6 protein-coding genes are annotated in these 13130 nt (G+C 73.0%); 3 read left to right on the forward strand and 3 right to left on the reverse strand.

The window, feature by feature from the left end:
- Nucleotides 1-89 precede the first annotated feature (89 nt).
- The 3 genes from KMS84_RS15575 to KMS84_RS15585 all read right to left on the reverse strand — a co-directional run bounded on the left by KMS84_RS15575 (nucleotide 90) and on the right by KMS84_RS15585 (nucleotide 6364).
- Nucleotides 90-833 (reverse strand): class I SAM-dependent methyltransferase, encoded by a 744-nt coding sequence (locus tag KMS84_RS15575; RefSeq protein WP_256916800.1) that lies wholly within the window; start codon nucleotides 831-833, stop codon nucleotides 90-92.
- Nucleotides 817-5271: an aminotransferase class I/II-fold pyridoxal phosphate-dependent enzyme gene (locus tag KMS84_RS15580; RefSeq protein ID WP_256916821.1), complete on the reverse strand. Its 4455-nt coding sequence runs from the start codon at nucleotides 5269-5271 to the stop codon at nucleotides 817-819. Before KMS84_RS15580 ends, KMS84_RS15575 begins: the two co-directional genes overlap by 17 nt.
- A gap of 343 nt (nucleotides 5272-5614) precedes the next feature.
- Complete coding sequence (locus KMS84_RS15585; RefSeq protein ID WP_256916801.1) at nucleotides 5615-6364, reverse strand: TetR/AcrR family transcriptional regulator; 750 nt, start codon at nucleotides 6362-6364, stop codon at nucleotides 5615-5617.
- A 157-nt stretch (nucleotides 6365-6521) separates the two neighbouring features.
- On the opposite strand from KMS84_RS15585, the gene KMS84_RS15590 reads away from it, so the two are divergent.
- Genes KMS84_RS15590 through KMS84_RS15600 form a run of 3 tightly spaced genes read left to right on the forward strand, consistent with a single transcriptional unit; the run spans nucleotide 6522 to nucleotide 12046 of the window.
- The gene (locus tag KMS84_RS15590; RefSeq protein WP_256916802.1) at nucleotides 6522-9383 is read left to right on the forward strand and encodes a DegT/DnrJ/EryC1/StrS family aminotransferase; all 2862 of its coding nucleotides are present in this window, start codon (nucleotides 6522-6524) and stop codon (nucleotides 9381-9383) included.
- Nucleotides 9383-10432 carry an LCP family protein gene (locus KMS84_RS15595; RefSeq protein WP_256916803.1) on the forward strand — a complete coding sequence of 350 codons (1050 nt, stop codon included), beginning with the start codon at nucleotides 9383-9385 and terminating at the stop codon, nucleotides 10430-10432. Before KMS84_RS15590 ends, KMS84_RS15595 begins: the two co-directional genes overlap by 1 nt.
- A gap of 9 nt (nucleotides 10433-10441) precedes the next feature.
- Nucleotides 10442-12046, forward strand: coding sequence for a lipopolysaccharide biosynthesis protein (locus tag KMS84_RS15600; RefSeq protein WP_256916804.1), 1605 nt, complete (start codon nucleotides 10442-10444; stop codon nucleotides 12044-12046).
- Nucleotides 12047-13130 lie beyond the last annotated feature (1084 nt).

Consider the following 13130-nt stretch of genomic DNA (forward strand, 5'->3'; position numbering starts at 1 on the left):
CCACCGGTCCGGGCGGTCCGTCACTGGAACGCCCGGACCGGCGCCGAGCCAACCGCCGGGGCGCCGAAGCCCTGCCGCGATGCCGCTCGTCAGTCTGCTTCGGGCCCGCGCGCGATCCCGGTGAGCAGGACCATCCCGGTGTCCCCGTAGTCCGGGAGGGTCGGATCCGACGGGATGCGGCCGACCGTGAGCCGGTCGGTGAGCGGGGTGAACACCTCGGTGATGACGTCGGTGTCCACCGGGCACCCGGGCCAGCGGGAGTCGGCGCCGATCCGGTAGGTCGGCATGTTCTCCATGAACGCGGCGACCAGCCGCCCGCCCGGGGCCACGCACCGGACGAACCGGCGACAGAACTCCTTGAACTCCTCGAAGTCCTCGGTCGCCCCCTCGGCCACGAAGTGCATCGAGGCGAGACCGTAACCGCCCGGTTCGACGGACCTCAGGTCGCCGTGCACGAGACGCACCGCCGACAGCGACTCCTCCAGCGTCGCGGGGACGTCCGGATTGAGGCTGCGGCACAGCGCGTGGAAGGGCAGCCAGCTGCGGTCCGGCGTCCCGTTCAACTGCCTGCGCAGGTAGGCGGCGTTGGAGGCGCCCGCCTCCACGGCGTCGACACGGCGGCTCACGGCGGAGGCGAGGATCAGCGGATAGAGGTTGGGCCCGGCCCCGATCTCCACCGAGCGGGCCACGCCGTCCGGCGCGAACTCCCGGTAGAACGCGCTGTGGTGGGTGATGACCGCCGCGTCCGAGGGGTGCAACTCCCGGTAGTTCTCCGCCAGGTAGTCCTCGACCGGCCATCGGTCCCAGTTCACGTCGTCATTGAGGACCGCCATCGCGGACTCCGTCCCTCGGCCGCAGCCGATAGCGCTCGGTGAGCCGGGTGAGCGTGTCGTTGAGACGGTCCACGTCCTTGTCGGAGTTGAGTGCGGTCAGCTGCACCCGGAACCCGACGCGGTCGCGCGGTACGAGGGGATAGGCCGCGAGGGTCACGTAGATGCCGTTGTCCCACAGGAACCCGCCGACCGCGTCCAGGTCGTCGGCGTCGGCCAGGGGGATCTCGATGATCGGCAGCCGGTCCGTGTTGAGCGTGCCGACCCCGAGCCCCTCGAGGTGGTCGAGGACCCGCACCGTCTTGCGGTACAGGTCGGCCCGGATCCCGTCCCCGCGGCGGTCGTTGACGTCGAGACCGGCCAGCGCGGTGGCGAGGGAGGCCGTGGGCGAGGGGCCCGAGTACAGGTACGGCCCCGCCGCGGTCTTGAGGCGGTCCTTGAGCGAGGTGGGCAGGGCGAGGAAGGCCAGCAGCGAGGAGTACGCCTTGGAGAACCCGCCGACGAGCACGATCCCCTCGTACGACTCGCCGGTGTGCCGCACGACGCTGTTGCCCCGGTCCCCGTACGGACACGACTCGTGCGGACCGCGCTCCCCGATGACGCCGAATCCGTGCGCGTCGTCGACGTACATCAGGGCGTTGCGCGGCCTGCACACCTCGGCCAGCCGCGGCAGGTCGGGGATGTTCCCGCTCATGCTGTTCACGCCGTCCAGACAGACGAGCCGGGGCAGACCGGCCGGCACCGTGTCGAGCATGGCCGCGAGCTCGTCGGGGCGTCCGGCGTGGAAGCGGCGCAGCGTCGCACCCTGCCCACGGGCCCCCACGCATCCGTCGAACACGGTCCGATGCGCCGTGGCCTCGACGAAGACATGCCCCTGACCGGCGAGGACGGGGATCACCGAGGCGTGGATCAGGGTCGCCGTGGGGAGCAGCAGCGCGTCCGGTGCGCCGAGCAGGTCGGCCAGGCGCTCCTCGATGTCGGGATACAGACGGGGGCTGCCGATCAGCCGGGACCAGCTGGGGTGGGTGCCCCAGCGGCGCACGGCAGGCTCGATGGACTGGATGATCTCGGGATCGCAGTCGAAGCCGAGGTAGTTGCAGGAGGCGAAGTCGACCAGCCAGTGGTCGCCGCTGCGGATGTGCCGGCCGCGGACCTCGTCGAGGACGGCGTCGCTCATGGGGCTGGTCTGCCGCAGGTGCTCCAGGTCGCGCCAGCGTCGGGAGCGCCGGGCGCCGTCGCTCTGCCCGCCGCCGGGCGCGCCGTCACCGCGTGCCCCGTCGGGGTGCGCGCCGTCTCCGTGCGCGCCGTCACCGTGGGGGTCCTCGCGCGGCGCGTCGCCGTGCCGGCGGCCGGTCCGCGCCCCGTCGGGCGGGCCGGAGCCGTTGTCGTGCGGGGCGGCCGAATCCGGCTGCGATGGTTCCATTCCGTCCCTCGTTTCCGCCGTCGTGGCGGCGAACCGGAGCGGGGTGCGAACCCCGTCGCGCTGTCGCAGCAGGAACTCGCCCTGCTGCACCGTCATGGGCCGGGCGAAGAGGAAGCCCTGTCCGAACCGGCAACCCATACCGGCCAGGAGTTCCCGCTGTACTTGATCCTCTATCCCTTCGGCGATCACCTGGATGCCCAGGGTGTCGGCGAGCCCGACGATCCCCTCGACGAGCGCCACTTGTCGGGTGTCCAGCGCGATGTCGTCGATGAAGGTCTTGTCGATCTTCAGGACGTCGACGGGGAAGTCCCGCAGATAGCGCAGCGATGAGTAGCCGGTGCCGAAGTCGTCGACCGCGATGTGCACGCCGAGGTCCTTGAGCGAGTACAGCATCGCCTGGATCTGGGCGTCCCGGCGCATGAGCACGGTCTCGGTGAGCTCCAGCTGGAGCGAGCCCGGGGCGAGTCCGGGGGTCTCCAGCGCCCTGCGCACCTCGTCCAGGAACCCGTTGTCGCGGAACTGGCGCGGGGAGACGTTCACGCTGAGGTACGGCGGCTCCGCCCCGTCGGCCGCCCGCTGGAGTGCGGCGACGTCCGCGGCCGCGTGCGACAGGACCCACGCGCCCAGGGGCGTGATGTGCCCCGTCTCCTCGGCCAGGGCGATGAACTGCTCCGGGGGGACCGGGTCGTGGTGCGGATGCGACCAGCGGGCCAGGGCCTCGAAGCCGACGACCTCGCCGGCGGTGATGTCCACGACGGGCTGGTAGCGCAGGCTGAACTCGGACCGCGCGACCGCGCTCTCGAGACGGGCCTGGAGGTCGTGCCGTTCCACCATCCGCACCCGAAGCCGGGGGAGGAACCGGCGCCACTGCCGCTTGCCCGCCGCCTTCGCGGCGTAGAGGGCCAGGTCGGCGTGGCCGAGCAGCTCCTCCGCGTCGGTGCTGTCCCGGGCGGTGGCCACGCCGACGCTCGCGGACACGCTCACCGAGCCCTCGCGCAGGCTGAACGACCGGCTGAGCGCCTGGATCACCTGGGCCGCCAGCAGCTCGGCGTCCAGCGGCTTCTCGGCGTCCTCCATCAGCACCGCGAACTCGTCGCCGCCGAGACGGGCCGCGGTGTCCGTGCGGCGCAGCGCTCCCGAGAGCCGCTCGGCGACCGCGGTGAGCAGATGGTCGCCGGTGGAGTGCCCCATCGTGTCGTTGACGATCTTGAAGTCGTCGAGGTCGATGAAGAGCAGGCAGGTGAGGGTCGTCCCGCGGCGGCTGCGCAGCAGGGCGCGCTCGATCCGTTCGAGGAGCAGGGTGCGGTTGGGCAGTCCGGTCAGCGGATCGTGGAAGGCCCGCTCGGTCAGCTCGTGTTCGAGCCGGCGTTGCTCGGTCACGTCCCGCAGGGTGATGACCAGCCCGGACACGGTGGGGTCCGCGCGCAGGTCGCTGCACCGGACCTCGACCTCGATGTGGTGGCCGTCGCGCAGCACCCACCAGTGGTCGTGGGCCTCGGGCGACCCGCCGTCGCGGAGGGCGGCGAGGGTCTTGAGGACTCGTGCCCGTTCGCCGGCGTCCACCAGGTCGGGCAGCGGCGCGCCCGCGAGTTCCCGGTGGCCGAAGACGGCACGGGCGGAGGGGCTCGCGTACCGGACGGTGTCGTCGTCCTCGACGATGAGGATGACGTCCGAGGCGTTGCGCACCAGCGTGCGGAAGTAGGCCTCGCTCTCCTTGCGGATGATCTCCTGGCGCAGTGCGATGCGGGCCACGGCCAGACCGGCGTGCGAGGCGAGGATCTCCAGCGAACTCGCCATCTCGCGGAGCTGCTGTTCGGGGCCCGCCGCCATCAGCACGCCCGGCAGCGGCACCTTCTCGGTCGGTTCGTCCGGCGCGATCATGGGGCACACCAGGGTGCTGGGCAGCTCGCCGAGCCGGCCCGCGATGTCCGTCCCCAGTTCCGTCGTGGGCACCAGGTGGGTGCGGCGGGTCGCGAGCCTGTTGGCGTAGTCGGCCGGCAGGACGAGACACCGGTGCGCGATCCTGGGCCCGAACAGCGTGCTCACCGTGGCGTCGCAGGCGCGCTCCACGTCCCGGATCCTCGCCGCCGCGACGAGAGAGGTGGCGGCGGTGCGCAGCGCCAGTTCGCGGGCCACGGCGCTGCGGTGGGCCACCACCATCCCGGAGAGCCGCAGGAGCACCAGCAGGAAGAGGGCCGCGGAGAAGACCGCGATCACGGCGGCGTCCTGGGTGTCCCCGCGTTGCCCCTCGTACAGCAGGATCGCGGGCGCCACCAGGGTGGCCGCGGCCAGGGCGATCAGCCGGCGGCGGGTGGGCCGCAGGGACTCGCGTCGCACCACGGGCCGGGTCAGCTCCACCATCGAGGGGTGCAGTCCCGCGAGCCCCCATGCCGTGTAGAAGACGATCCAGCCGAAGTCGAGCAGCGTGCCGGTCTGCCACAGTTCGTTGAGCTGGAGGATCCCGTAGGCGATGTCGAAGGTGAGCAGCGTCGCCGTTCCCAGCACCAGGAGCCGGAGGGCCGGGATGCGGCCGGAGCCGGGACTGGACACGAGCAGGCGGGTCAGCATCGCGAGGACGAGCACGTCGCCGATGGGGTAGGCGATGCTGATGGCCCGCTGCTGCCACGTCATCCCCGGTTCGTGGGTGAGCGGCTGGACCAGGAAGATCCAGACGGGCAGCGCCAGACCCAGGGCGAAGATCAGGGCGTCGAGCAGGCCCGGCAGGTCGTGGCCCGGCCAGCGGTAGTGCACCAGCCCGTAGAGGCCGGCGGCGAACAGCGGGTAGCAGGCGAGGTAGCAGGCGTCCGCGGCGGACGGGAACGGGTTGTTGACGCCGAAGTAGGACTCCAGGACGTTGTACGAGGTGTCGCCCGCGGCGAAGGCCAGCAGCCCGGCGGCCAGCAGCAGCCACGGCCAGCGGTGGGCGGGGCGGTTGACGACGATGCCCGTGACCATGGCCGTGACGCCGCCGAGTCCGATGACGGCCCACAGCGGGGTCCGGGTCGGGGGGACGGCCATGTAGACGACGGTGATGGCCGCGACCAGGATGCCGTACACGCCGAGGCGCCGTGGCCGCGGCAGGACGCCGGTGAGGCGTGATGCCCGCAGCAAGCCGAACCGCCTCCCTATGTCGGACGGCACAGGAACCTGACGGGGGACGGCAGGGGCCGTCCGGCGCGTTCCGGGGCTTTGCCGATCGTAGGCACGGGGGGTGGGCCGGTGCATCTTCAGCCGTTCGGGCGACGTCGTGTGCGGCGTCCCGCGTCCCGGCGTCCCGCGTCCCTTCCGCTGGCGTCCCGGCGTCCCGCGTGGGGCCTCTCGCCGCCCGGTGTCCCGCCGGGCAGGTGTCCCTGTGCCGGGCTCAGTCCGTCGCGAAGCCGTCCAGCAGGGCGTCCAGACCTGCTTCCAGGCCCTGGGGGCCGCCCGGCTCGGCGAGCGTCGCGGCGATCTCGCGGAGCCGTGGCAGCTCGTGGGGCGGCATCCGGTGCAGTCCCAGACGGAAGGCGGGGTCCTCCTCCTCGGGGTTGTCGACCATGGCGCGCAGCTCCACCGAGATGTAGCCGAGGACCCAGCCGGTGAAGGCGTGGAAGACCGCCGCGGTGCGGTCCGGGCCGAGCCCCGCGTCCCGGAGCAGCACGAGGACGCGCTCGTGTTCCCTCAGCACGGCGAGGGGCCTCCTGGCGAGTGGGACGGCGAGCATGCGGGTGGTCAGCAGCGGCACGGCCTGGGGATGGGCCATGCAGACCTCGTACGTCGACCGGGCGATGCGGTGGAGTTGGCCGCGCCACGCGGCCGGGTCCGGCGGGGCGGAGTCCTCCCGGGGGGAACCGGCGGACAGCCGCTCCTCCAGTTCGAGGTAGAGGGCCTCCACCAGCCCGTCCAGCAGGGCGTCCTTGCCCTCCGCGTAGCGGTACAGCGCCATCGCCTCGACGCCGAGCCGGGCGCCGAGCCGGCGCATGCTGAGCGCGGAGAGACCCTCCTCGTCCACCAGCCCCAGTGCGGCGGCGAGCACGCGTTCGCGGCTCAGGCGGCCGTAATGGCCCCGGTCGCTCGCGCGCCGCGCCGGTGCGGCGCCCTCGCTGTCCTTGCTCCGCGCACGTTCCTTGGCCATGCCTGCCTCCGTACGGCCCGCCCACCCGAGATCCTGCTCGTGTTGACTCTATGCATGCACGGGGGCAAGGTGTATGTATACGTCGTAAATGTACGCCATTCGGACGCATGTGACGTCGCCATTCTTCCCCAGCGGAGCCGGCATCGGGGAGCAGGAGATGACAGTCGAACGGACGCGGCCCCGCGAGTCGCCCGGGGAACCGGCCGGGCAGGCCCTGAACGGCAGCTCCCACCACCGCGCAGGCCCGGGCGGGCCCGCCGATCAGCACCAGGACGCCGGCCCGCGCGGGCACGAGCAGCCCCACCCCGGCTCCGACCGGGGCGGACACGCGGCGGAACGGGACATCCCGTTCGCCGCGACACGTATCAGCCGGGAGGCCCGCGCCGCCGTCCAGCGTGTCCTCGCCTCGGGCTGGGTGACCACCGGACACGAGACCGAGGCCTTCGAGCAGGAGTTCGCGGCCCACGTCGAAGCCGGGCTCGCGGTCGGCGTCAGCTCCTGCACGGCCGCCCTGGAGCTGTCCCTGCGCGGCCTCGGCCTGCCGCCCGGCGGCAGGGTCCTGCTGCCGGCCGTCACGTTCTGCGGCGTCGCCCAGGCCGTCCTGCACGCGGGGCTGCGGCCCGTCCTGGTCGACGTCGACCCGCGCACCGCCATGGCCGACCCGGACACCGTCGCCCGCGCGGCCAGAGCGTGCGGATGTCCCCACGCGATGACGGTCCTCCACTACGCGGGAGCCCCCGCCCCCGTGGCGGCCCTGGCCGAGGCCGCGCAGCTCCCGCTCACCCACGTGATCGAGGACGCCGCGCACGCGCTGGGCACCACGGTGGGCGACCGGCCCGTGGGCAGCCTGTCCCGCGCCACCTGCTTCAGCTTCTACGCCACCAAGAACCTGCCCATCGGCGAGGGCGGGATGGTCACCACGGACGACCCGGAGCTCGCCGAACGGATCCGCCGGGCCCGGCTGCACGGGATGTCCGCCGACGCCTGGCGACGCAACATGCCGGGCGGCAGCTGGCGGTACACCGTCGAGGGCCCGGGCCTGAAGGCCAACATGACCGACGTCCAGGCCGCCGTCGGGCGCGCCCAGCTGCGCCACCTCGACGACTGGCAGCAGCGCCGCCACGACATCGTCCGGCGCTACACGGCGGCCCTGGAAGGCGTGCCCGGCATCGAGCCCCTGGACGTCCCGACCCCCGGCCGCCACGCCTGCCACCTCTACGCCGTGCGGGTGACGCCCGAGTACGGCAGGAGCCGGGACGAGCTGAGCGAACTGCTCGCCGAACGTGGCATCGGCACCTCGGTCCACTTCATCCCGCTGCACCACATGCCCTACTTCCGCGACACCGCGACCGTCCCGCCCGGCGGCCTGCCGGGAGCCGACGCGCTCTTCCCCCAGCTGCTGTCCCTGCCCCTGCACCTCGAACTCGCCGACAGCGCCGTCGACCGCGTCTGCGACGAACTGGCCCGCCTCGCCCCGAAGCCGCGGACCCCGCTGCCGCCACCGCCCGCACCCGCGCCCGCCGCCGTGCCCCCCGATCCGCCCCGGCCCACCGGTCTGCGCACGCTCGTGGTCGGCGCGGGGGAGGCGGGACGGGCGCTCGCCCGCGATCTGGCGCGGACCCCCCAGTTCGGGCTCTACCCCGTCGGCTTCCTCGACGACGACCCGGACAAGCGCCGCGCCGCCGTGATCGGCGAACTGCCCGTCCTCGGCGAGGTGGACGGCGTGCGCGAGACCGTGCTCGCGCACGGGATCGAAGCGGTGGTCGTGGCCATCCCCGGTCTGGGGCGCGAGCGGTTCCGCCAGGTCGTGGGCGCGGCCGAGGCCACGGGCGCCAGCGTCCGCTACCTTCCCTCCTTCATCGCCGCCCTGCGCCGCGACGTCGTCGGCAGCGACATGCGGGCCCTGAACGTCCACCAGCTGATCGGCCGCACCGAGATGCACGTGGTGAGCCCCGGGGCCCGGTCCACGGTCGCCGGCAGACGCGTCCTGGTGACCGGCGCCGGCGGCTCCATCGGCAGCGAACTGTGCCACCAGGTGCGCGCCTTCGGCCCCAGCCGGCTCTTCCTCCTCGACCACGACGAGTCCAACCTCCACCGGCTCCAGCTGGAGCTGTACGGCGACGCGCTGCTCAGCGACGACATCGTCATCTCCGACATCCGGGACCGGCCCAGAATCGACCAGGTCTTCCGCGAACTGCGCCCCGAGATCGTCTTCCACGCGGCCGCGCACAAACATCTCCCGCTCCTGGAACGCCACCCCTGCGAGGGCGTGAAGTCGAACGTGCGCGGCACCGAGAACGTGGTCCGGGCCGCGGCCGCCGCCGGAACCGAACGCTTCGTCCTGATCTCCACGGACAAGGCGGCCGACCCCGTGTCCGTGCTCGGCGCGACCAAGCGACTGGCCGAACTCATCGTGCGCGACGCCCAGCACACCGCCCCCGAGGGAAGCGTCTACACCGCCGTCCGCTTCGGCAACGTGCTGGGCAGCCGGGGGTCCTTGCTGTCCGTCGTCGCCGAACAACTGGGCTCGGGAGCCCCGGTGACCGTCACCCACCCCGACGTCACCCGGTTCTTCATGACGGTCGAGGAGGCGGTCGGGCTCGTCCTGGAGGCGGCGCGCATGGCCGAGGGCGGCGAGGTGTACGTGCTGGACATGAGCGGCCCGGTCCGCATCGTCGACCTGGTCCGCCGCTTCGCCCGCTCCCTCAACGTGCCGGACGTGGACATCCGCTTCACCGGCCTGCGGCCGGGCGAGAAGCTCAACGAGACGCTGTTCTCCGCCCACGAGGACCGGACGCACACCGCCCATCCGCGGATCCTCGCCGCGACCTCCCGCGCCCCGGGCGAGAACCCGTTCGCGCTCGCCGCGGGACTGCCCGACCTGTACGCCGCGACCGAGCGCAACGACACCGGCGCGGTACGCCGGATGCTGGCCGGGCTCTTCCCCGGCTTCCCCGAATCCGCGTCGGGACGGCAGGCGCCCGCCGTCATGGCCGACCCCTACCCGGACGACTTCTGATGTCCGCCCGCCACGAGTGGACCCGATGGCCGCCGAGGCCCGAGCCCGGCTCGCCGGGCCGGCCGCGCCGCCGCGTCCTGCGCGCCGTGCTGATCGGCGGCCTCGTCGTGGTGCTGGCCCTGCTGGGGCTCGTGGCCGGCGGACTGTGGTGGGGCACGAACCACTACGGCGACCAGGTGACCCGGATCCCGCACGCCTTCCCCCAGGGACCGCGCCCGCACAAGGCCGCCGGGCACGACGACGGAACGACGTTCCTGCTGGCCGGCGTCGACAGCCGCTCCAAGCGCCCGACGACCGGGAGCGACGCGACGGCCGACCTGTGGAAGCCGGGAGCGCAGCGCAGCGACACCCTGATGCTCGTCCACCTGAGCCCGGGCGGACGCACCGCCTACACCCTGTCCATCCCCAGGGACAGCTGGGTGCCGATCCCGGGCCACGGCTCCGCGAAGGTCAACGCCGCGTTCTCCTGGGGCGGGCCCCCTCTCCTCATCAGGACCGTGGAACAGCTCACCGGAACCCGGATCGATCACTTCGGCGTCGTCGACTGGCACGGCTTCAAGTCCCTGACCGACGCGGTCGGCGGCGTTCCCGTGACGGTCGCCGAGAACGCCTACGACCCCGAGCAGCACCGGCACTTCACCGCCGGGACCCAGACGATGAACGGCGACGAGGCGCTGGCGTACGTCCGGCAGCGCCACGGTCTGCCGGGCGGCGAACTGGACCGCATCAAGCGACAGCAGCAGTTCCTGCGCAGCCTGGTCGCGCAGGTGCGCGGCGGGGTGCGCCTCACCGACCCGTTCGCCACCGGCCGGACCCTCGACGCGATCACCCGCACCGTGAGCGTCGACAGCGCGATGACCAACGGCGATCTGCGCAACCTCGTTCTCGGCCTGCGCCACCTGAGCGCCTCGGACGCGCGCTTCTCCACGGCGCCGATCGTCCGTTCCCAGATGATCCGCCGCCAGTACGCGCTGATCCTCGACCAGGAGAAGCTGCGGTCGCTGTGGCACGCGGTCGAGACCGGACACCCGCCCGCCACCGGGCAGTGAGGCACGGTCATGCGTCCCCGGCAGCAGACAGGCGACGGTCCGGCGGATTCCGCCGCGCGCCCCGCCGAAGGCGAGGAGGGGACGGACGGCGCACCGGTGGACGGCGTGGAACCGGGGCCGGCGGGCGGGCGGCCGCGGGGCCTCTCCTCGGGCATGGGCTACAGCGGACTCGCCCAGGCGGCCCCTCTGGTCGCCAACCTGTGCCTCACCCCGTACCTGATCCACCGGCTCGGCCTGGACCGCTTCGGCGTCTGGTCGCTGATCCTGGTCTTCCTCGCCACCCTCACCGTGCTCGACGGCGGCATCGGCGCGTCGCTCGCACGCTTCCACGCGTACCACGGCGCCCACGGCGACAGGGAGAGCACCGGGCGGCTGGTGACGGGGTCGCTGGCGGCCTTCCTCGTCCTCGGTCTGATCGTCACGGGCCTGAGCCTGCTGCTCGCGCCGGTGGTCACGTCCGCGGTGGACGTGCCGGGCCGCCTCGAGGGCGAGGCGGAGCAACTCCTCGTCCTCCTCGGCCCGTTGCTCACCCTGGCGCTGGCCTCGAACTCGGCGATCGCCCTCCTCCAGGCCCACGCGAGGTTCCGCTCGCTGGCCGCCGTCAGCGTCGGGGCGAGCGTGGCGTACGCCGTGAGCGTGGTCGTCCTGGTCAGGGAGGGCGGGGACCTGCCGATGCTGGCGCTGCTGACCCTCGGCCGGTACCTCCTGGTGACCGTCGCCGGGCTGTGCGTCGGGGCGGGCTTCCTCCGGTTCCGGCGGCCCCTGCTGCCACCGCGCGCCGAGCGCCGCGACTTCGGCGCGTACGCCGTGCGGATGCAGCTGTCGGGCTTCACCGTCTTCCTCAACGGAGAGATCGACGCGCTGGTGATCGCCGCGATGCTGCCGGTGCGCTACGTGGGCATCTACGCGGCCGGCTACCAGGCCGCCACCGGACTGCGCAGCCTCCCGCTGTACGGCTTCCCTCCCATCCTCACCCGGATGACCCAGGTCTTCGCGCACGGCGGACCGGCCGCGACGGCGCGGGAGTTCCACGTCCTGGAAGCGCGTTGGCTGCCCGCGGTCCTCACCTACGGCGTGGTCACGACCGCGTCCGTCGGTCTCGCCGTCCAGGTGTGGCTCGGCCGCGACCTCGCCCTCAGCGGCGCCGTCGCCGCGGTCCTGCTGGCCGGCTACTCGGTCCAGGTCGCCCTGACCGGCATCCGGACCTGCTTCGTCCGTGCCATCGGCCTGCCGGGCCACGAGACGCGCTACTCCTGGTTCTCGACGGGGGTGAACCTCGCGCTCACCGTGCCGCTGACCCTGCTGTTCGGTGTCATGGGCGTCGTCCTCGCGACCGCCGTCGGCATCACCGCGGGCTCGGTGTACTTCGTGGTGCTGTGCCGGCGGCTGGCGGGACTGCGGGACCGGCGACTGCCCGGACGCTGGTGGCCCGTGACGCTCGCGGCCGCCGTGACCGCCTGCCTCGGCAACCTGCTCGTGCTCGGACTCGGCTGGCACGGCGTCCTGCCCCTGGCCCTGGCCGGCGCCCCCGTCCTGGCCGTGATCGGCCTCGCCTGGGCCCTGCTCCTTCCCGGGATCGGGGAGCCGGGGGCTCCGCGTGAGGGAGTCCCGTGACCGCCCCGGGCCGCCCCGGCGAACCCGCCGTCACGCCCACGACGGCGCCGGCACCCGACGAAACCCGACCCGACCGGCCCGACGACAGGGAGGAGACGACGATGACCACCGTCGAGCGAGAGGCCCCACCCGCGACCCGGCCACGGCGCGTGCTGATCGTGGCGCAGCTGGACGGCTTTGCCAACACCGTCAAGCCCCGCGCCATCGAGGAGTTCCTGCGCGAGCGCGGACACGACGTGCGACTCGTCGACACCAACTGCCTGGCCCGGGCCTCCGGCGAACCGGGCTCGGTCGGCCGGCTGCTGCCGGGTTCCCTGCGCCCCGGGAAACTGGCGCTGTACGCCAACGACGTCGCCTCCAAGGTGCTCACACGGCGCTGGGGGTTCGGCCGCCGGCACCTCTCGTACCATGTGCTCAGGACCGACCACCGGCTGCGGCGGCGCATCCTCGCCGACGAGCTCCCCCTCGACGACTTCGACCTCGTCATCTGCGAGACGCCCTTCGACTCGGGCGTCCTGACCACTGGCACCTCGGCGCGGACCCTGTACGACTGCCCCAACCCCTGGGCCGACGAGGTCTTCTACGAACACCGCCTGACCGACCGCCAGCACGCACGGTTCCGGCGCTGGGAGACGGACTTCCTGGACGCGATGGAGAACCTCTCGTTCTCGTGGGAGTCCTACGGCCGGTACGCCCGCGAGCACTACGGGATCAGCGGCCGCAACATCGTCCAGCTCAACTGGGGATGCACCCCCGCGCGGGAACGGGCCCGCTTCGCCGAGCCCCCGCGCGTGGCCTACCTCGGCTCGCTGAGCTCCCGGTTCATCGACCTCCCGCTGCTCGCCCGGCTGAGCCGCAGACACCCCGGCATCCACGTGTACGGAGGCCCGCCCCCCGACCCGGCGCTCGGCCTCGACTACCGCGGCTACGCGTCGCCCGAGGTGCTGCGGGACTACCAGTTCGGGCTGATCACCTGCACCACGGACCTGCTGCGCCGGGAGGGGTTCTCGGCCAAGCACCTGCACTACCTGGCGCAGGGGCTGCCCGTCCTCGTCCCCGGCTGGCGGCGCCACCTGGACCTGCT

Source organism: Streptomyces hilarionis (assembly GCF_024539675.1).
GTDB classification, from domain to species: domain Bacteria; phylum Actinomycetota; class Actinomycetes; order Streptomycetales; family Streptomycetaceae; genus Streptomyces; species Streptomyces hilarionis.

What these genes read in the sequence shown, in the direction of transcription:
- KMS84_RS15575 (WP_256916800.1), bottom strand. Translation starts at nt 833, where the DNA reads ATGGCGGTCCTCAATGACGACGTGAACTGGGACCGATGGCCGGTCGAG.
- KMS84_RS15580 (WP_256916821.1), bottom strand. Translation starts at nt 5,271, where the DNA reads ATGGCCGTCCCCCCGACCCGGACCCCGCTGTGGGCCGTCATCGGACTC.
- KMS84_RS15585 (WP_256916801.1), bottom strand. Translation starts at nt 6,364, where the DNA reads ATGGCCAAGGAACGTGCGCGGAGCAAGGACAGCGAGGGCGCCGCACCG.
- KMS84_RS15590 (WP_256916802.1), top strand. Translation starts at nt 6,522, where the DNA reads ATGACAGTCGAACGGACGCGGCCCCGCGAGTCGCCCGGGGAACCGGCC.
- KMS84_RS15595 (WP_256916803.1), top strand. Translation starts at nt 9,383, where the DNA reads ATGTCCGCCCGCCACGAGTGGACCCGATGGCCGCCGAGGCCCGAGCCC.
- KMS84_RS15600 (WP_256916804.1), top strand. Translation starts at nt 10,442, where the DNA reads ATGCGTCCCCGGCAGCAGACAGGCGACGGTCCGGCGGATTCCGCCGCG.